This is a genomic window from Pseudomonas sp. NFACC37-1 (genome assembly GCF_900101575.1).
Taxonomy (GTDB): Bacteria; Pseudomonadota; Gammaproteobacteria; order Pseudomonadales; family Pseudomonadaceae; genus Aquipseudomonas; species Aquipseudomonas fluorescens_AA.
Genome location: NZ_FMUZ01000008.1, coordinates 170,757 through 190,286, shown reverse-complemented (window position 1 = coordinate 190,286; position 19,530 = coordinate 170,757). Strand labels below are relative to the sequence as shown.

Genomic DNA, 19,530 nt, shown 5'->3' with positions numbered 1-19,530 from the left:
ATGCTGCTGGAGCAGAACGACGAGTGGTGCCTGCAACGACGCTACATGCAGTTGGAAGCCTTCGAGGCGGTCAGCGATAATCCACAGGCCAAGCTGTCGGCCGTGATCAACTAAACGGCAAGCTCAATGGCTAGAACCATGATGAGTTACACCACTTCCTGGGACACGATCGAAAACCGGCAGATACCCATCTGCGTGTGCGAGCAACCGACAGGAGGACACCCATCCAACCCGCACGCAGGCCTTGCTAGCCAGTCAATTGCAATGAGGCGCCCGCCTGGGACTCTAGTTTCTTGGCCCAAAATCTAATCTGTACGAGCGAAAAAACAGCGGTGGGTGAAGCACTAGCATCCAATGGGTGATGAGAGGCGGGAGCCCTAAAGAACCATCCATGCCATATGGCCTCCGCCAAATGATTGCTGCTGGGGATAGGCTAACCCCACTGCAAGGGCTTCGCCCCCTTCGACAGAGTGCCGGCCGGTAGTACATCACCCTTGGGTAGGCATCTCAGTCATGACCACCAGCTCATCCCGTGTCAAGCGGCGCACTCCTGGGCAGGGTGCATCGTAATGATTGCGTGAGGGATGCATGTCAGAAGGAATGCAGCAAAGATCGCTCTCCGGGTTCCATACCATAGGGAAAGAATTCCGATAAGTCGGGTCACGGCTCAAGTGCTCAAAAGCTGGCCACAACCATTCGGCGACACCAAGCTCGTAAATTTCCCGGACGAAAATTTGCGTGTTTGAACTAAAGCAACAGTATGTATCCCAAAAAGAACGGATGCTCGGTGCATTAGGTTCCAGTTGATGGCAGTCATGTTTAAAGTCATCAAATGATTCATATAATGATAGAGCAAGCTCAATTATTTTCTTGGTGAGAGCGTAATATTTCCAGGGCACACAAGGGTCATTTATCCGGGAGCGTTTGATATAGTGCCCAAACCCGGAAACATCTTCCAACTCCCCCAAAGCGGTAGGATTAGCTACACAATTAACTAGCTTCCCCTCAATTATTGCCGCTGCCGTGTCGATGTATATGTGGTCATCAGTGCGACAAACCTGGTCGAAGAATTGTGCCAAGCGTAGTGCGCCTAGGTTGCGGTTAACCACGGGCTGCGCTTCGCCTAGGTGGCGGCCGGCGCACCCACCCCACATGACGCTCACGACATGGCCCCCCCTGGCAAACGGCCTGTTGCAGAACTGACATGTCTTCAACAATACAACATTATGTTTAGCGCACACCTGAACGTCAGGATGTATACGACGCCAATATGAATAGCCCAGACTCTGCTTGTCCTCTTTAGCGCAGACAGGGCAATAGGCCCTCACTGTCGACAAGCTGTCGAAGTTTCTCTGTTTAGATAAGTACGCATCATCTGAATAAGAATAGTTAAACCTTGACTTAAGCACGACTTCCCAAGGATAGTCAGTATGTTGATGAAGCAGTTTGTTGAAGCCATAGCAACCATGCCAACCAAGGAGATCTGCAATTAGTTTTACTTGTGTAGAATTCCAATTGCAGCGAGAGAAACTTTCCGCAGCGTCATTATCAAAAACTGTATTGGGGACGAAAAGATTTCGTTCCACATACGAACGAAGGGATTCATCTTTCTGTATTCGTAACAACATCAAACGGCTCGGCGAGGCTGACAGGAAGGTCGGGGGGGAGGCGGAGAGGTGTAGCAGGAACCGAGGCGGGTGCCCTCACCGGTTCCTGCGACAGGTTTAATTCTCCTGCGACAGCTTTAATTCTCTAAAATCAGCACCTCGCTCTTGGTAGACGACTCACTCCACCGTCACAGACTTCGCCAAATTCCGCGGCTGGTCTACATCCGTCCCCTTGAGCACCGCGACGTAGTACGACAGCAGCTGCAGCGGGATGGTGTAGAGGATCGGCGACAGGATGTCGTGGATGTGCGGCATGTGCACCACGTGGGTGCCTTCACCGTTGGTCATGCCGGCTTGCTCGTCTGCAAAGACAATCAACTGGCCGCCGCGGGCGCGCACTTCCTGCAGGTTGGACTTGAGCTTTTCCAGCAGCTCGTTGTTCGGCGCCACGGTGACCACCGGCATGTCGTTATCCACAAGCGCCAGCGGGCCGTGCTTGAGTTCACCGGCCGGGTAGGCTTCGGCATGGATGTAGGAGATTTCCTTGAGCTTCAAGGCCCCTTCCATCGCCACCGGGAATTGCGCGCCACGCCCGAGGAACAGGGTGTGGTTCTTCTCGGCGAACAGTTCGGCGATTTTTTCCACCGTGCTGTCCATGGCCAGGGCTTCGCCCAGGCGGGCCGGCAGGCGGCGCAGTTCTTCCACCAGTTTGGCCTCGACGCCCTCGCCCAGCGTGCCGCGGACCTGGCCCAGGGACAGGGTCAGCAGCAGCAGGCCCACCAGTTGCGTGGTGAACGCCTTGGTCGATGCCACGCCGATCTCACGGCCGGCCTGGGTCAGCAGGGTCAGGTCGGACTCGCGCACCAGCGAGCTGATACCAACGTTACAGATCGCCAGGCTGGCGAGGAAACCCAGCTCCTTGGCGTTGCGCAGGGCCGCCAGGGTGTCGGCGGTTTCCCCGGACTGGGAAATGGTGACGAATAAGGTGTCCGGCTGCACCACCACCTTGCGGTAACGGAACTCACTGGCCACTTCGACCTGGCACGGAATACCGGCCAGTTCTTCGAGCCAGTAACGGGCGACCATCCCGGCGTGATAGCTGGTGCCACAGGCGACGATTTGCACGTTACGCACCTTGGCGAACAGTTCGGCCGCCTGTGGGCCGAACGCCTGGACCAGCACCTGGTTCTGGCTCATCCGGCCTTCCAGGGTGCGCTGCACCACGGCCGGTTGTTCGTGGATTTCCTTGAGCATGAAGTGGCGGAACTCGCCCTTGTCGGCGGCTTCGGCACCGTCGCGGTATTGAACGGTCTCGCGCTCCACGGCTTTGCCGTCGATGTCCCAGATTTGCACGCTGTCGCGGCGAATCTCGGCGATATCGCCTTCTTCCAGGTACATGAAGCGGTCGGTGACCTGACGCAGCGCCAACTGATCGGAAGCCAGGAAGTTTTCCCCCAGGCCCAGGCCGATCACCAATGGGCTGCCGCTGCGGGCCGCGACCAGGCGATCAGGCTGTTTCGCGCTGATGACCGCCAGGCCATAGGCGCCGTGCAGCTCCTTGACGGTGGCCTTGAGGGCCACGGTCAGGTCCGCCAGGTCCTTGAGCTTGTGGTTGAGCAGATGGGCGATGACTTCAGTGTCGGTGTCCGAAGTGAACACATAACCAAGCGCCTTGAGCTGTTCACGCAGGGCTTCGTGGTTTTCGATGATGCCGTTGTGCACCACCGCCAGATCGCCGGAGAAATGCGGGTGAGCGTTACGCTCGCACGGCGCGCCATGGGTGGCCCAACGGGTGTGGGCGATACCGAGGCGACCGAGCAGCGGCTCGGCGTCCAGCGCCTGCTCCAGTTCGCTGACCTTGCCCGGACGACGCATGCGCTCGAGCTTCTCGTCGTGGGTGAACACCGCCACACCGGCGCTGTCGTAGCCGCGGTATTCCAGGCGCTTGAGGCCTTCGAGCAAGATTGCTGTGATGTTGCGTTCAGCAACGGCGCCGACAATTCCACACATGCTATTTCTCCTGGCTGACAGGCGCGCAGATCACGGTGATGCCGCGGGCCTGAATCTGATCGCGGGCCTCTACGGGCAGGCGATCATCGGTAATGAGGGTATGGACGCTGCTCCACGGCAGCTCCAGGTTGGGGATCTTGCGGCCGATCTTGTCGGCCTCCACCATCACGATCACTTCCCGGGCGACCTCAGCCATCACGCGGCTCAAGCCCAGTAGTTCGTTGAAGGTGGTGGTACCTCGAACCAGATCGATGCCGTCGGCGCCGATGAACAACTGGTCGAAGTCGTAGGAACGCAGAACCTGCTCGGCCACCTGGCCCTGGAACGACTCGGAGTGAGGGTCCCAGGTGCCGCCGGTCATCAACAGCACCGGCTCGTGCTCCAGTTCGCTCAAGGCATTGGCGACGTGCAGGGAATTGGTCATCACCACCAGGCCCGGCTGCTGGCCGAGTTGGGGGATCATGGCGGCGGTGGTGCTGCCGCTGTCGATGATGATCCGCGCGTGTTCGCGGATCCGCTTCACGGCGGCCCGGGCAATGGCGAGTTTGTACTTGGAGACGGTTTGCCCGTTATCGGCCACCAACTCCTGCGGCATCGGCACCGCGCCACCGTAGCGACGCAGCAGCAGGCCATTGGTTTCCAGGGCGGCGAGGTCCTTGCGAATCGTAACCTCCGAGGTTTCGAAGCGCTTGGCCAGCTCATCCACACTGACCTCACCCTGCTCTTGGAGCAAAGCAAGGATGTTGTGACGGCGCTGTGGCGTATTGCGTTTCGACATGGCGGCTTAAGTTTCGATTCGAAAGATAACGTAAGCAATCAAAACCTATTGCAACGATATCGTCAAGGCGCCAAAAGAAAAATTCAGAAATCCTCTCATCCCTGTCGGAGCGGGCTTGCTCGCGAAGGGGCCAGGCCAGGCAATACAGCTTTACCTGATACACCGCTATCGCGAGCAAGCTCGCTCCCACAGGGGTTGTGGATAACTTAGGGCTTCTTGATTTTTTCCGGCCGCTTCCAGCCGTCGATGTTGCGTTGGCGCGCGCGCGCCACCGCCAATTGGCCGTTATCCACATTCTGGGTCAGGGTCGAACCGGCCGCCGTGGTCGCACCGCTGGAGATATCCACAGGCGCCACCAAGGAGTTGTTGGAGCCGATGAAGACATCGTCACCCATTACGGTTTTCCACTTGTTGGCGCCATCGTAGTTGCAGGTGATGGTGCCGGCGCCAATGTTGGTGCGGGCGCCGACTTCAGCGTCACCCAGGTAGGTCAGGTGGCCGGCCTTGGCGTCTTCGCCCAAATGAGCGTTCTTGAGTTCGACGAAGTTACCCACATGGGCACGGGCTTCCAGCACGGAGCCTGGACGCAACCGCGCGAACGGGCCGGCGTCGCTGCCTTCGCCCATGACCGCGCCATCGAGATGGCTGTTGGCCTTGATCACCACGCCTTTGCGCAGGGTGCTGTCCTTGATCACACAGTTCGGGCCGATGACCACGTTGTCTTCGATGACGACCTTACCTTCGAGGATGACGTTGATATCGATGACCACGTCGCGACCCACGCTGACTTCACCACGCACGTCGAAACGGGACGGATCGCGCAGGGTCACGCCTTGGGCCATCAGGCGGCGGGCGGCGCGCAATTGATAGTGGCGCTCCAGCTCCGCCAGTTGCCGGCGATCGTTGGCGCCCTGCACTTCCATGGCGTCCAGCGGCTGCTCGGTGGCGACCACTAGCCCATCGGCAACGGCCATGGCAATCACATCGGTCAGGTAGTACTCACCCTGGGCATTGTTGTTCGACAGACGACTCATCCAGTCGCCCAGGCGCTCGGCCGGCACGGCAAGAATTCCGGTGTTGCCCTCGGTGATCGCGCGCTGTGCCTCGTTGGCGTCCTTTTGCTCGACAATCGCCGTCACCTGGCCGTCGGCGTTGCGCACAATGCGGCCGTAACCGGTGGGGTCATCCAGCTCGACGGTCAGCAGACCCAACTGCTGCGGGGCGACGTGCTTGAGCAGGCGCTGCAAGGTCTCGACTTCGATCAGCGGCACGTCGCCGTAGAGAATCAACACCGTATTGGCCGTGATGAACGGCACGGCCTGGGCCACGGCATGGCCGGTGCCCAGTTGTTTGTCCTGCAGAACGAAATTCAGGTCATCCGCCGCCAAGCGTTCACGTACCGCATCGGCACCGTGGCCGATGACCACGTGAATGCGCTGTGGATCAAGTTGCCGGGCACTGTGGATAACATGACCGAGCATGGAATTGCCGGCGACCGGGTGCAAGACCTTGGGCAACGCCGAACGCATGCGGGTGCCTTGGCCGGCCGCGAGGATAACGATTTCAAGAGACATGACTGGCTACCAATCCTGGGTGGTCAGCGGCTGCGACCAGGTAATGAATGTGGGGAAAAGAAAAAAGGGTAGCCGAGGCTACCCTTTTTAATCAATCGCACAGAAAGCAGACGGCTTAGCCGCCGAACTTCTTGCGGATCTGCTGGACGGTACGCAGCTGGGCTGCGGCCTCGGCCAGACGTGCGGCAGCAGAACCGTAGTCGAAGTCTGCGCCTTTTTCGTTCAGAGCCTTCTCGGCAGCCTTGACGGCTTCCTGAGCGGAGGCTTCGTCCAGGTCGGCAGCACGTTGCACGGTGTCGGCAAGAACCTTGACCATGTTCGGCTGAACCTCGAGGAAACCACCGGAGATGTAGAACACCTCCCTTTCCCCGCCCTGCTTGGTCAGAGTAATCGGACCTGGCTTCAAGCTGGTGATCAGCGGTGCGTGACCCAGGGCGATACCAAGATCACCCAGCTCACCGTGCGCAACCACAAACTCGACCAGACCGGAGAAGATTTCCCCTTCCGCACTGACGATATCGCAATGGACTGTCATAGCCATCTGATTGCCTCAACCTAAATTAGCGCCCGTTACCGGGCGCCGGGATTACAGTTTCTTGGCTTTCTCGATCGCTTCTTCGATGCCGCCGACCATGTAGAACGCTTGTTCTGGCAGGTGGTCGTAGTCACCGTTGAGGATGCCTTTGAAGCCAGCAATGGTGTCTTTCAGGGAAACGTATTTACCCGAGGCACCGGTGAAGACTTCAGCCACGAAGAACGGCTGCGACAAGAAGCGCTGGATCTTACGAGCACGGTTTACCAACTGCTTGTCGGCTTCCGACAGCTCGTCCATACCCAGGATCGCGATGATGTCCTTCAGTTCCTTGTAACGCTGCAGCACGTACTGAACGCCGCGAGCGGTGTCGTAGTGCTCCTGGCCGATCACGTTCGGGTCCAGTTGGCGCGAAGTCGAGTCCAGTGGGTCTACCGCTGGGTAGATACCCAGGGAAGCGATGTCACGGGACAGAACGACGGTGGCGTCCAAGTGGGCGAAGGTGGTCGCTGGCGACGGGTCGGTCAAGTCGTCCGCTGGTACGTATACCGCTTGGATCGAGGTGATCGAGCCTTGCTTGGTGGAAGTGATGCGCTCTTGCAGCACGCCCATCTCTTCAGCCAGGGTCGGCTGGTAACCTACTGCCGAAGGCATACGGCCCAGCAGTGCGGATACTTCGGTACCGGCCAGGGTGTAACGGTAGATGTTGTCGACGAACAGCAGAACGTCGTTACCTTCGTCACGGAACTTCTCGGCCATGGTCAGGCCGGTCAGGGCTACGCGCAGACGGTTTCCCGGCGGCTCGTTCATCTGGCCGTAGACCAGTGCCACTTTGTCCAGAACGTTGGAATCCTTCATCTCGTGGTAGAAGTCGTTACCCTCACGAGTACGCTCACCCACACCGGCGAACACGGAATAACCGCTGTGCTCGATGGCGATGTTACGGATCAGTTCCATCATGTTTACGGTCTTGCCTACACCGGCACCACCGAACAGACCGACTTTACCGCCCTTGGCGAACGGGCAAACCAGGTCGATAACCTTGATGCCGGTTTCCAGCAGCTCGTTGCCACCAGCCTGTTCAGCGAAGGTTGGCGCAGGACGGTGAATGCCCCAGCGCTCTTCGGTGTCGATCGGGCCAGCTTCGTCGATCGGATTGCCCAGTACGTCCATGATCCGGCCCAGGGTCGCTTTACCGACCGGTACGGAGATGGCTGCGCCAGTGTTGTTGACGTCCAGACCGCGCTTCAAGCCCTCGGTGGAGCCCATCGCAATGGTACGAACCACGCCGTCGCCCAGCTGCTGCTGAACTTCCAGGGTGGTTTCGGCGCCTTGAACCTTCAAGGCGTCGTAGATGCTCGGTACGCTGTCGCGTGGGAATTCCACGTCGATAACGGCGCCGATGATTTGAACGATACGTCCGCTACTCATAGCTGGATCCTCTGAATATTTGAACCGTTAAACCGCGGCAGCGCCGCCGACGATTTCCGAGATCTCTTGGGTGATCGCAGCCTGACGCGCCTTGTTGTAGATCAGCTGCAAATCGCTGATCAAATCACCGGCGTTGTCGGTAGCGTTCTTCATCGCGATCATCCGCGCCGCTTGTTCAGCTGCGTTGTTCTCGACCACCGCCTGGTAGACCTGCGACTCCACGTAGCGGACCATCAAGCCGTCAAGCAGCTCCTTGGCATCCGGTTCGTAGAGATAGTCCCAGTGGTGCTTGAGTTCCTGTTCCGGGGTCGCCACCAGTGGAATCAACTGCTCCACGGTCGGCTGTTGCGTCATGGTGTTGATGAACTTGTTGGATACCACGGACAGGCGGTCGATCCGGCCTTCCAGGTAAGCATCCAGCATCACCTTGACGCTGCCGATCAGGTCATTGATCGACGGTTCTTCACCCAGGTGGCTGATAGCAGCGACGACGTTACCGCCGAAGTTGCGGAAGAAAGCCGCACCCTTGCTACCGACCACGCACAGATCGATCTCGACGCCTTGTTCGCGGTTTACCGCCATGTCCTTGACCAGGGCCTTGAACAGGTTGGTGTTCAAGCCACCGCACAGACCACGGTCACTGCTCACCACAACGTAACCGACGCGCTTGACGGCGCGTTCGATCATGAACGGGTGGCGGTATTCCGGGTTGGCGTTGGCCAGATGACCAATCACCTGGCGGATGCGCTCCGCATAAGGACGGCTAGCAGCCATGCGCATTTGTGCCTTGCGCATTTTGCTGACCGCCACTTTTTCCATGGCGCTGGTAATCTTTTGCGTGCTTTTGATGCTCGCAATCTTACTGCGAATCTCTTTTGCGCCTGCCATGTAACACCTATCAGGTTAGCAAGCGGGAGCCTTGCGGCTCCCGCTGCGGCTTACCAGGTTTGGGTGGCCTTGAACTTCTCGATACCGGCCTTGAGGCCAGCGTCGATTTCGTCATTGAAGTCACCTTTAACGTTGATCTTGGCCATCAAATCGGCGTGATCGCGGTTGAAGAAAGCGATCAGCGCTTGTTCGAAGCTGCCGATCTTGGCGATTTCAATGTCAGTCAGGAACCCACGCTCAGCGGCATACAGCGACAGCGCCATGTCAGCGATCGACATTGGTGCGTATTGCTTCTGCTTCATCAGCTCGGTAACGCGCTGACCATGCTCAAGTTGCTTACGGGTCGCTTCGTCCAGGTCAGAAGCGAACTGGGCGAATGCCGCCAGTTCACGGTACTGGGCCAGGGCGGTACGGATACCACCGGACAGCTTCTTGATGATCTTGGTCTGAGCGGCACCACCCACACGGGATACCGAAACACCGGCGTTCACAGCAGGACGGATGCCCGAGTTGAACATGGCCGATTCCAGGAAGATCTGACCGTCGGTGATGGAAATCACGTTGGTCGGAACGAACGCGGAAACGTCGCCAGCCTGGGTTTCGATGATCGGCAGAGCGGTCAGGGAACCGGTCTTGCCAGTCACTGCGCCGTTGGTGAACTTCTCTACGTACTCTTCCGAAACGCGGGATGCGCGCTCCAGCAGACGGGAGTGGAGATAGAACACGTCGCCTGGGTAGGCTTCACGGCCTGGTGGACGGCGCAGCAGCAGGGAAATCTGGCGGTAGGCCACTGCTTGCTTGGACAGATCGTCATAAACGATCAGCGCGTCTTCACCGCGGTCGCGGAAGTATTCGCCCATGGTGCAACCGGAGTACGGTGCCAGGAACTGCAGTGCGGCCGATTCGGAAGCACTGGCGGCAACGATGATGGTGTTAGCCAGTGCACCGTTCTCTTCCAGCTTGCGAACCACGTTGGCGATGGTCGATTGCTTCTGACCGATTGCCACGTAGACGCAGAAGATGCCGCTGTTTTTCTGGTTGATGATCGCGTCGATCGCCAGAGCGGTCTTACCGATCTGACGGTCGCCGATGATCAGCTCACGCTGGCCACGGCCGACAGGGATCATGGCATCGACAGCCTTGTAGCCAGTCTGAACAGGCTGGTCTACCGACTTACGCCAGATCACGCCTGGAGCAACTTTCTCGACCGCGTCGGTCTCGGTGTTGTTCAGCGGACCTTTGCCGTCAACAGGGTTACCCAGTGCGTCGACAACGCGACCCAGCAGTTCCTTACCTACCGGAACTTCGAGGATGCGGCCGGTGCACTTGGCGCTCATGCCTTCAGCCAGCGTCGTGTACGCGCCCAATACCACGGCACCTACAGAGTCTTGCTCCAGGTTGAGGGCCATACCGTAGACGCCGCCCGGAAACTCGATCATCTCGCCGTACATGACGTCGGCCAGACCGTGAATCCGCACGATGCCGTCAGATACGCTGACGACAGTGCCTTCGTTACGGGCTTGGGAGGTCACATCGAGCTTGTCGATGCGGCCCTTGATAATTTCACTTATTTCGGAAGGATTGAGTTGCTGCATTGCTCTGCTGCCCCTTCAAACTCAAGATTTCAATGCTTCGGCAAGTTTCGCGATTTTGCCGCGAATCGAGCCATCGATAACCAGGTCGCCGGCGCGGATGACAACGCCCCCAATCAGGGACTTGTCTTCCTCGACTTGCAGGCGCACTTCCCGGTTGAGTCGTGCACTGAGAACCTTGGCGAGTTTGTCTTGCTGTTCTTGGTTCAATGCGAAAGCACTGGTGACTTCCACGTCTACCGATTTCTCTTGCTCGGCCTTGTACAGGTCGAAAAGAGCGGCGATCTCCGGCAAAAGCGGGAGACGGTCGTTTTCGGCAACGACGTGAATGAAATTCTGTGCCTTGGCATCGAACTTGTCGCCGCACACGTCAATGAACGTGGCGGCCTTTTCTGCGCTCGTCAGTCGCGGGGCCTTGAGCACGCGCTGCATGGTGCCGTCTTGCGACACCGCTGCTGCCAGGCCGAGCATGGCTGACCAATTGGCCAGTTGCTGGTGGGCCTGAGCGTGCTCGAAGGCCGCCTTAGCGTAAGGTCGGGCCAACGTGGTCAGTTCTGCCATGATCGCCCTCGCTTAGATTTCAGCAGCCAGTTTGTTTACCAGCTCTGCGTGCGCGTTTTGATCGATTGTGGCACCCAGGATCTTCGAAGCACCGCCAACGGCCAGAGCACCCACTTGGGCACGCAGCGCGTCTTTGACACTGTTGAGTTCCTGTTCGATCTCGGCTTGAGCCTGAGCCTTCACACGGTCAGCTTCGACGCGAGCCTGTTCACGGGCTTCGTCGACAATCTGGGTACCGCGTTTCTTGGCTTGCTCGATGATTTCAGCTGCCTGAGCTTTCGCTTCGCGCAGTTGCTGACCCACTTTCTCATGGGCCAACTCCAGGTCGCGAGCTGCACGGCTGGCAGCGTCCAGACCATCAGCGATCTTCTTTTGACGTTCGTGCAATGCCGCAATGACCGGAGGCCATACGAACTTCATGCAGAACAGTACAAAAATCAGGAACGCAACGGACTGGCCAATCAGGGTCGCATTAATGTTCACGCCAACACCTCGCAGTTACGTTGTCCATCACACCAATCTACTCGAGACATCCGAGTAATTAGCCAGCGATTTGACCAACGAACGGGTTCGCAAAGGTGAAGAACAGCGCGATACCAACACCGATCATGGTCACGGCGTCGAGCAGACCGGCCACGATGAACATTTTGACTTGCAGCATTGGAACCATTTCTGGCTGACGCGCTGCGCCTTCCAGGAACTTGCCGCCCAACAGGCCGAAACCAATTGCGGTACCCAGTGCGCCCAGGCCGATCAACAGTGCAACAGCGATAGCGGTTAGACCAACTACAGTTTCCATCTTTCCTCCCGACTTTTACGTCGTATGGTTTAGGTTTTTTAGATTAAAGCGGTAAAACAAATCGTTTCTCAGCCCGGTTCGGGCTCCTTCCCGTTTGACCGGGAAGGACATCAGACTAGTCGAGACTGGCCTTAATGGTTTTCTTCGTGCGCCATCGACAGGTAGACGATGGTCAGCATCATGAAGATGAACGCCTGCAGGGTGATGATCAGGATGTGGAACACAGCCCACGCCCACTGCAGAACTACACCCAGGCCGCTGAGCCACAGCAGGCCGCTGCCGAACATCACAGCGATCAGGATGAACACCAGTTCGCCGGCATACATGTTGCCGAACAGACGCAGTGCCAGAGAAATCGGCTTGGCGATCAGGGTCACGAATTCCAGCAGGAAGTTCACCGGAATCAGCAGGGCTTGAACGAGGATGTTCTTGCTGCCGAACGGGTGCAGGGTCAGTTCGCCGATGAAGCCGCCGATGCCCTTGACCTTGATGCTATAGAAAATGATCAGTGCGAAAACCGAGAACGCCATGCCCAGGGTCGCGTTCGGGTCGGTGGTCGACACGGCGCGGAAGGGGATGTGGTGATCACCGGAGATCAGGATGGCCAGCTGAGGAATCCAGTCGACCGGTACCAGGTCGACGGCGTTCATCAGGAACACCCAGACGAAGATGGTCAGTGCCAGCGGTGCGATCACCGGGCTGCGGCCATGGAAGCTGTCTTTCACGCTGCCATCGACGAATTCGACCAGTACTTCAACGAAGTTCTGCAGTGCACCTGGCTGACCGGATGTCGCCTTCTTCGCCGCCATGCGGAAAAGAAGAACGAAAATCAGGCCCAGTGCGACCGACCAGCCGAGGGTATCGACGTGGAAAGCCCAGAAGCCCATTTCCTTGGCTTCTGCTGCGGTGTGGGCAAAGCCCCAGCCGCCGTTGGGTAGCTGACCGAAGGTCAGGTTCTGCAAGTGGTGCTGGATATAGCCCGAAGCGGTTGTCTCTGCCATGGTTGCCTCAAACGCCCTAAGGTCTCGAAAGTCTTGTTCTCATTAGCAGGGGAGCGAACCAGCTGACCAGTTGGGTCAGCACGAAGACGCCGAATACAGCCAGCGGCGCCAATGGCTTCACACCTGCGAACGTCAGTGCAAACAGCACTGCCGTCAAAATCAGTTTCCCCGCCTCGCCGGCATAAAAAGACCGGACGATAGCCTGGGCTGCTCGGGCGCCGGAAAACCGAAAGGCCCTGTGAGCAAAGTAAATATTGGGAAGCAAGGCTATCAGGCCTCCGCAAAGTCCTGAGTATCCGGCGACGACTCCTTTCCATTGCCAGAGCGCCAATGTGGCGATCAGTACGACGGTGAATTGAGCCATCAGAACCGGGAAAACTGCCAGACGATGGAACGGCAAGCGGTTTGGCGTGCGGGTTTCCATCGCTTTTGCTCTCCAATAGTCGGCCGCCATAATTCAATAACTTGGCATAATTTGTGCCGACAAAATGCGCGCAGAGTATAGGGGCGGTTCTGCCCCTATTCAACTGTCAGGTAGTGATTTCCGACTGCGCGCTACAAGAGCAATTGTTTCAGCGAATGTGTGCAAGGACACCTTGCAACTCATCGAGGGAGTTATAACCGATCACCAGTTGGCCTTTGCCCTTCTTCCCGTGGCGAATCTGCACCGCAGAGCCCAGGCGCTCGGCCAGGCGTTGTTCGAGGCGGGCGATATCCGGATCGATCTTGGGTGCCTCGACAGGTGCCGGTTTGCCACTGAGCCACTGGCGAACCAGTGCCTCGGTTTGGCGCACGGTGAGGCCGCGTGCGACAACATGTCGCGCCCCTTCAACCTGTTGATTTTCCGGCAAACCGAGCAATGCCCGGGCATGACCCATTTCCAGGTCGCCATGGGACAGCATGGTCTTGATGACTTCCGGCAACGCAATCAGGCGCAGCAGATTGGCCACGGTCACGCGGGACTTGCCCACCGCCTCGGCAACCTGTTGCTGGGTCAGCTGGAATTCCTGCTGCAAGCGCTGCAGGGCTACGGCTTCCTCGATCGGGTTGAGGTCTTCACGCTGGATGTTCTCGATCAGCGCCATGGCGATGGCCGTTTCATCCGGCACATCGCGGACCATCGCCGGGATGGTTTCCTGGCCGGCCTGCTGGCTGGCGCGCCAGCGACGTTCGCCGGCGATGATCTCGAAACGTCCATTGGCGATCGGCCGGACCACGATCGGCTGCATCACGCCCTGGCTCTTGATCGATTGGGCCAGCTCTTCCAGCGCCTGCGGGTCCATGTCCCGACGCGGCTGGTATTTGCCACGCTGGATCAGGTCCAGGGGCAAATGCTGCAGCTCGCGCTGGTCGGCCTGTACGGCCTGTTCTTCCAGCGAACTGACAGTCGGACCGCTGAGCAGTGCATCCAGTCCACGTCCGAGACCTCGTTTCTTGACGGCCATGGGGTTTCCTTAAGTTGGCTGGGCTGCAGCGGTGCGTGGGTTGCGGCGCTGACGACGAACCATTTCGCCCGCCAGGGCCAGGTAAGCCAGCGCACCACGGGATTGTTTGTCGTAGGCCAGGGCCGGCATGCCGTAGCTCGGCGCTTCGGCCAGACGGATGTTACGGGGGATGACGGTGTCGTAGAGCTGCTCGCCGAAGTGTTCCTTGAGCTGGGCCGAGACATCGTTCATCAGGCTCAGGCGCGGGTCGTACATGGTCCGCAACAGGCCTTCGACCTTCAGGTCCGGGTTCAACAGTTCGGCGATGCGCTTGATGTTATCCACAAGGTCGCTCAACCCCTCCAACGCGAAGTACTCGCACTGCATGGGGATAATGACCCCATCGGCGGCCACCAAGGCGTTGAGGGTCAGCATCGACAGCGACGGCGGGCAGTCGATCAGGATGTAATCGTAGTTTTCCCGGATCGGCGCCAAGGCGCTGCGCAGACGGCTTTCCTTCATCTGCATTTCCAGCAGCACCACTTCGGCCGCCGTCAGGTCACGGTTGGCCGGCAGCAGTTGATAACCACCATGTTCTGAGAAGTGCATGGCCTGGCCCAGATCGCATTCGCCGATCAGGACGTCGTAGATGGAGTTTTCCAGGCCATGCTTATCCACACCGCTGCCCATGGTGGCGTTGCCCTGTGGATCGAGATCGATCAACAGCACCCGGCGCTTGGTCGCGACCAGGGATGCTGCGAGGTTGATGCAGGTGGTGGTCTTGCCCACACCACCTTTCTGGTTCGCTATCGCGAATACCTTAGCCATTCTTGCTTGTGTTCCCAATCATGCCGTGCGGCGCAGTATCAGCAGATGGCGTTGGCCTTGGCAACCGGGTACGGCCAAGGCGTGTTCGCTATCGAGGTGGAAGTCTGCCGGCAATGCTACCAGCTCATCGGCCGGATGAACGCCCTTCATTGCCAGCCAGCGCGTATCGGCGTCGCCCAGGTGGCGAGTCCAGTTGCTGAAGTTCTCCATGCTGCTGAACGCCCGGGAAATGATCCCGTTGAACGGCTCGGCAGGCTGGAACGCTTCGACGCGGCTGTGGATAACTTGCAGGTTATCCAGTTTGAGTTCGAGTTTGACCTGGGTCAGGAAGCGGGTTTTCTTGCCGTTGCTGTCCAGGCAGGTCACTTGCGAGTCGGGAAACAGGATCGCCAGCGGGATTCCCGGCATGCCACCGCCACTGCCAACGTCCAGCCAACGACCGTTTTCGATGAAGGACATGACGCTGAGGCTATCGAGCAGATGCCGCGAGACCATTTCATCAGGATCGCGCACGGCGGTCAGGTTGTAGGCCTTGTTCCATTTGATCAACAGCGCCAGATAACCCAGCAATTGCGCATGCTGGGCTTCGCTCAGGCTGACGCCGAGTTCACGGGCACCTGTGGATAACTCTTCAGCGTGTTGCGAGGTGACCATCGAACTCAAGCGCTTTGCTCCAACTGGCGGCCCGCGCCGCGTTTTTTCAAATGAATCATCAACAGGGAAATCGCCGCTGGCGTGACACCGGGAATGCGCGAGGCCTGGCCCAGGGTCTCTGGACGGGTCGCACCGAGCTTGCTCTGGATTTCTTTCGACAACCCGGAAATGCCGGTGTAATCGATATCCACAGGCAGCTTGGTGTCTTCGCTGGCGCGCAGGCGGGCGATCTCATCCTGCTGGCGGTCGATGTAACCAGCGTACTTGGTCTTGATCTCGACCTGTTCGGCCACCTGCGGATCTTCCGCGCCCTGGCCGGTTACTTCCACCAGCCCGGCGTAATCGATTTCCGGACGGCTCAAAAGGTTGAGCAGGTTGTATTCGTGGGTCAGCGGCGTACCGAATTTCGCCGCGATGGCATCGCCCTGCTCGGTACCGGGGCGAACCCAGGTGCTTTTCAGGCGTTGCTCTTCCAGCTCGATACGCTCGCGTTTCGTGCAGAAAGCGGCCCAGCGCACGTCATCCACCAGACCCAACTCGCGGCCTTTCTCGGTCAGGCGCAAGTCGGCGTTGTCTTCCCGCAGGATCAGGCGATATTCGGCGCGGGACGTGAACATCCGATACGGTTCCTGGGTACCCAGGGTAATCAGGTCATCCACGAGCACACCGATGTAGGCCTCATCGCGGCGCGGGCACCAGCTGTCTTTGCCCTGGGCACGCAGTGCCGCGTTGGCACCGGCCAACAACCCTTGGGCGCCGGCCTCTTCGTAACCGGTGGTGCCGTTGATCTGCCCGGCGAAGAACAGGCCGCCGATGACTTTGGTTTCCAGGCTGTACTTCAGGTCACGGGGGTCGAAATAGTCGTATTCGATGGCGTAGCCGGGGCGAACGATGTGGGCGTTTTCCATGCCGCGAATCGATTGCACGATCTGCAGTTGCACATCGAACGGCAGGGAGGTGGAGATCCCGTTCGGATACAGCTCGTGTGTGGTCAGGCCTTCTGGCTCGATGAAGACCTGGTGGCTTTCCTTGTCGGCAAAGCGATGGATCTTGTCTTCGATCGACGGGCAGTAACGTGGACCGATGCCTTCGATTTCACCGGCAGCGGAATACATCGGCGAACGATCGAGGTTCGCCGCAATGATTTCATGGGTGCGGGCATTGGTGTGGGTGATCCAGCAACTGACTTGCCGTGGATGCTGTTCCTTGTTGCCCATGAACGACATGACCGGGATCGGCGTATCGCCAGGCTGCTCGGTCATCACCGAGAAATCCACAGACCGACCGTCGATACGCGGTGGCGTACCGGTTTTCAAGCGCCCGACACGCAATGGCAGCTCACGCAAACGGTGGGCCAGAGCGATCGACGGCGGATCACCCGCGCGCCCGCCGGAAAAGTTCTGCAAACCAATGTGGATAAGTCCGCCGAGGAAGGTCCCGGTGGTCAACACCACGGAATCGGCGAAGAAACGCAGGCCCATCTGCGTCACGACACCGCGTACCTGATCCTGCTCGACGATCAGGTCATCGGCCGCTTGTTGAAATATCCACAGGTTCGGCTGGTTCTCCAGGATTTCGCGGACAGCGGCCTTGTACAGGACGCGGTCGGCCTGGGCGCGAGTAGCGCGCACGGCTGGGCCTTTGCGGCTGTTCAATACGCGAAACTGGATCCCCCCCTTATCGGTGGCCATGGCCATCGCGCCCCCAAGGGCATCGATCTCCTTGACCAGGTGGCTTTTGCCAATGCCACCAATGGCAGGGTTGCAGCTCATGGCGCCGAGGGTTTCCACGTTATGCGTCAGCAACAGGGTTTTTGCCCCCATGCGTGCTGATGCAAGTGCTGCCTCGGTACCGGCATGACCGCCGCCGATGACGATCACTTCAAAACGGGAAGGGAAATCCACCACGCACCTCGTGCCTGCTTTATTCAGGTAATTCGGAAATAGGTTTTGAGTCTGGCCCTGGGCGTTTTTCGAGCCAGGTCGGCAAGTATAGGGACTTCATCCTTTCTAAAGAACCCTTTGCACAAAATTTAACCAGCTGTGGAGAACTCGTGGTTAAAAAAATAAAAAAGAAAGAAATTTATAAAACCTTTGTTTTTATGTTTATTCTTACTGCCCCACCTATCTGTGGATAACATTCTGTAGGCTTTTATTTACGTTGTGTACAGAGATTCAAAACCCTGTGGTCATGTGGCAATGAGGGGCTTGGATAACCGGTGTAAGCCTGTGGATGAATGAGGTGTTTATCCACAGAGGCGGTTATCTTCAGTTTTGAAGGCCGCTTATCAACCGACCTCAATGGCAGTTATTCACAGGGCTTAATCCACAGAAAACTGCCGCTACGGGTCGCATCAGCGCCCACAGGCAAGCCGCCATCAGGGGCAATCGGGTTCAAAAAAAGAGAGGAGGAACCGGGTTTGCGTTGCGCTCGTCAGATTGTCGAGGACAAACCCGGTTGCAAAGGAGGGGCTATTTACCGATGCAAAAGCTGGAAAAGATCCGCCCCAGCAAGTCATCGGAACTGAAGGCGCCGGTAATTTCCCCAAGGGACTGTTGCGCTTGGCGCAGGTCTTCGGCCAACAACTCACCAGCACCCGCCAAGGTCAACTGCGCGCGACCGTGCTCCAGGGCCGCACTGGCATGGCGCAAGGCTTCAAGGTGCCGCCGGCGAGCGCTGAAACTGCTTTCCGAGGTCTGTTCGTAGCCCATGCAGGCCTTGAGGTGCTCGCGCAGCAGCTCCAGGCCTTCACCCGCCGACTTCGCGCTCAGGCTGATGGTCACGTGCCCGTCAGCGCTGACTTGCAGGGCAATCGGCTCCCCAGTCAGGTCGGCCTTGTTGCGAATCAGGGTGACTTTCGCCGGATCCGGGCGGACCTCAAGGAACTCCGGCCACAAGGCAAAGGGGTCGTCTGCTTCTGGTGCGGTGGCATCCACCACCAGCAATACCCGGTCGGCTTCACCAATGGCCTTGAGTGCACGTTGAACGCCGATTTTCTCCACCTGGTCCTCGGTGTCGCGCAAACCGGCCGTATCCACCACGTGCAGCGGCATGCCGTCGATGTGGATATGTTCACGAAGGATGTCCCGGGTGGTGCCAGCGATCTCGGTGACGATCGCCGCCTCCCGGCCAGCCAGGGCATTCAGCAGGCTGGATTTGCCGGCATTCGGTCGTCCAGCGATCACCACGGTCATCCCATCGCGCAACAAGGCACCCTGCCCGGCTTCGCGCAGTACTGTGGATAACTCATCGCGCACTTTATCGAGCATGCTCAGCACGTGGCCATCGGCGAGGAAGTCGATTTCCTCTTCCGGGAAGTCGATCGCGGCCTCGACGTAGATCCGTAGGCCGATCAATTGCTCGGTGAGGTTATGCACACGCTGGGAAAACGCTCCCTGCAGGGAACGTAACGCGTTGCGCGCAGCCTGTGCAGAACTGGCTTCGATCAAATCGGCGATCGCTTCAGCCTGGGCCAGGTCGAGTTTGTCATTCAGGAACGCCCGCTCGCTGAATTCCCCCGGCCGGGCCAGTCGACAACCCAATTCCAGGCAGCGCTTGAGCAGCATGTCCAGCACGATGGGGCCGCCATGTCCCTGCAGTTCCAGTACGTCTTCGCCGGTGAACGAGTTTGGCCCCGGGAAATACAAGGCCAGCCCTTCGTCGAGCACCTGCTGGTCATCACTGAAAAACGGGCCGTAATGGGCGAACCGCGGCTTGAGTTCACGACCGCTGATAGCCTTGGCCGCGGCACTGGCCAAGGGCCCCGAAATACGGACGATGCCGACGCCACCGCGACCTTGGGCGGTGGCAACGGCAGCGATGGTTTCACGCGGTGCGCTCATAAACCGGTA

Annotated in this window: 18 protein-coding genes; all 18 read right to left on the bottom strand. The window is 58.6% G+C overall.

Annotation, left to right across the window (positions count from 1 at the left end):
- Positions 1 to 488 precede the first annotated feature (488 nt).
- Complete coding sequence (locus tag BLP82_RS12455) at positions 489 to 1,628, bottom strand: TniQ family protein (protein WP_092167981.1); 1,140 nt, start codon at positions 1,626 to 1,628, stop codon at positions 489 to 491.
- Positions 1,629 to 1,784: 156 nt separating this feature from the next.
- Complete coding sequence (gene glmS, locus BLP82_RS12450) at positions 1,785 to 3,617, bottom strand: glutamine--fructose-6-phosphate transaminase (isomerizing) (RefSeq protein ID WP_092167977.1); 1,833 nt, start codon at positions 3,615 to 3,617, stop codon at positions 1,785 to 1,787.
- A 1-nt stretch (position 3,618) separates the two neighbouring features.
- Positions 3,619 to 4,395 carry a DeoR/GlpR family DNA-binding transcription regulator gene (locus BLP82_RS12445; protein ID WP_060739917.1) on the bottom strand — a complete coding sequence of 259 codons (777 nt, stop codon included), beginning with the start codon at positions 4,393 to 4,395 and terminating at the stop codon, positions 3,619 to 3,621.
- Between the two features lie 206 nt (positions 4,396 to 4,601).
- On the bottom strand, positions 4,602 to 5,969 hold the full coding sequence (gene glmU / locus BLP82_RS12440; RefSeq protein ID WP_092167973.1) for a bifunctional UDP-N-acetylglucosamine diphosphorylase/glucosamine-1-phosphate N-acetyltransferase GlmU: 1,368 nt from the start codon (positions 5,967 to 5,969) through the stop codon (positions 4,602 to 4,604).
- Positions 5,970 to 6,084: 115 nt separating this feature from the next.
- Entirely contained in the window at positions 6,085 to 6,510 is a 426-nt protein-coding gene (locus tag BLP82_RS12435) for a F0F1 ATP synthase subunit epsilon (RefSeq protein WP_072407653.1), read from the bottom strand.
- 45 nt (positions 6,511 to 6,555) lie between these two features.
- Positions 6,556 to 7,932 carry a F0F1 ATP synthase subunit beta gene (gene atpD, locus BLP82_RS12430; RefSeq protein WP_003187186.1) on the bottom strand — a complete coding sequence of 459 codons (1,377 nt, stop codon included), beginning with the start codon at positions 7,930 to 7,932 and terminating at the stop codon, positions 6,556 to 6,558.
- A gap of 27 nt (positions 7,933 to 7,959) precedes the next feature.
- Positions 7,960 to 8,820 carry a F0F1 ATP synthase subunit gamma gene (gene atpG / locus BLP82_RS12425; RefSeq protein WP_072343713.1) on the bottom strand — a complete coding sequence of 287 codons (861 nt, stop codon included), beginning with the start codon at positions 8,818 to 8,820 and terminating at the stop codon, positions 7,960 to 7,962.
- Between the two features lie 50 nt (positions 8,821 to 8,870).
- Complete coding sequence (gene atpA, locus BLP82_RS12420; RefSeq protein WP_053126819.1) at positions 8,871 to 10,415, bottom strand: F0F1 ATP synthase subunit alpha; 1,545 nt, start codon at positions 10,413 to 10,415, stop codon at positions 8,871 to 8,873.
- A gap of 21 nt (positions 10,416 to 10,436) precedes the next feature.
- Positions 10,437 to 10,973, bottom strand: a complete 537-nt coding sequence (locus tag BLP82_RS12415) for a F0F1 ATP synthase subunit delta (protein ID WP_060739913.1) — start codon at positions 10,971 to 10,973, stop codon at positions 10,437 to 10,439.
- A 12-nt stretch (positions 10,974 to 10,985) separates the two neighbouring features.
- Positions 10,986 to 11,456 (bottom strand): F0F1 ATP synthase subunit B, encoded by a 471-nt coding sequence (locus tag BLP82_RS12410; protein ID WP_047230097.1) that lies wholly within the window; start codon positions 11,454 to 11,456, stop codon positions 10,986 to 10,988.
- A 58-nt stretch (positions 11,457 to 11,514) separates the two neighbouring features.
- On the bottom strand, positions 11,515 to 11,772 hold the full coding sequence (gene atpE / locus BLP82_RS12405; protein ID WP_003097235.1) for a F0F1 ATP synthase subunit C: 258 nt from the start codon (positions 11,770 to 11,772) through the stop codon (positions 11,515 to 11,517).
- Between the two features lie 131 nt (positions 11,773 to 11,903).
- The gene (atpB, locus tag BLP82_RS12400) at positions 11,904 to 12,773 is read right to left on the bottom strand and encodes a F0F1 ATP synthase subunit A (RefSeq protein ID WP_003207096.1); all 870 of its coding nucleotides are present in this window, start codon (positions 12,771 to 12,773) and stop codon (positions 11,904 to 11,906) included.
- A gap of 16 nt (positions 12,774 to 12,789) precedes the next feature.
- Positions 12,790 to 13,197 carry a F0F1 ATP synthase subunit I gene (locus BLP82_RS12395; protein WP_053126821.1) on the bottom strand — a complete coding sequence of 136 codons (408 nt, stop codon included), beginning with the start codon at positions 13,195 to 13,197 and terminating at the stop codon, positions 12,790 to 12,792.
- Between the two features lie 148 nt (positions 13,198 to 13,345).
- The gene (locus BLP82_RS12390; RefSeq protein ID WP_060739912.1) at positions 13,346 to 14,218 is read right to left on the bottom strand and encodes a ParB/RepB/Spo0J family partition protein; all 873 of its coding nucleotides are present in this window, start codon (positions 14,216 to 14,218) and stop codon (positions 13,346 to 13,348) included.
- A gap of 9 nt (positions 14,219 to 14,227) precedes the next feature.
- The gene (locus tag BLP82_RS12385) at positions 14,228 to 15,025 is read right to left on the bottom strand and encodes a ParA family protein (RefSeq protein ID WP_003207100.1); all 798 of its coding nucleotides are present in this window, start codon (positions 15,023 to 15,025) and stop codon (positions 14,228 to 14,230) included.
- An 18-nt stretch (positions 15,026 to 15,043) separates the two neighbouring features.
- Entirely contained in the window at positions 15,044 to 15,679 is a 636-nt protein-coding gene (rsmG, locus tag BLP82_RS12380; RefSeq protein WP_170842301.1) for a 16S rRNA (guanine(527)-N(7))-methyltransferase RsmG, read from the bottom strand.
- A 5-nt stretch (positions 15,680 to 15,684) separates the two neighbouring features.
- A complete protein-coding gene (gene mnmG, locus BLP82_RS12375; protein WP_092167969.1) occupies positions 15,685 to 17,583 on the bottom strand; it encodes a tRNA uridine-5-carboxymethylaminomethyl(34) synthesis enzyme MnmG in 1,899 nt (632 codons plus the stop codon).
- Between the two features lie 567 nt (positions 17,584 to 18,150).
- Complete coding sequence (gene mnmE / locus BLP82_RS12370) at positions 18,151 to 19,521, bottom strand: tRNA uridine-5-carboxymethylaminomethyl(34) synthesis GTPase MnmE (protein WP_092167965.1); 1,371 nt, start codon at positions 19,519 to 19,521, stop codon at positions 18,151 to 18,153.
- Positions 19,522 to 19,530 lie beyond the last annotated feature (9 nt).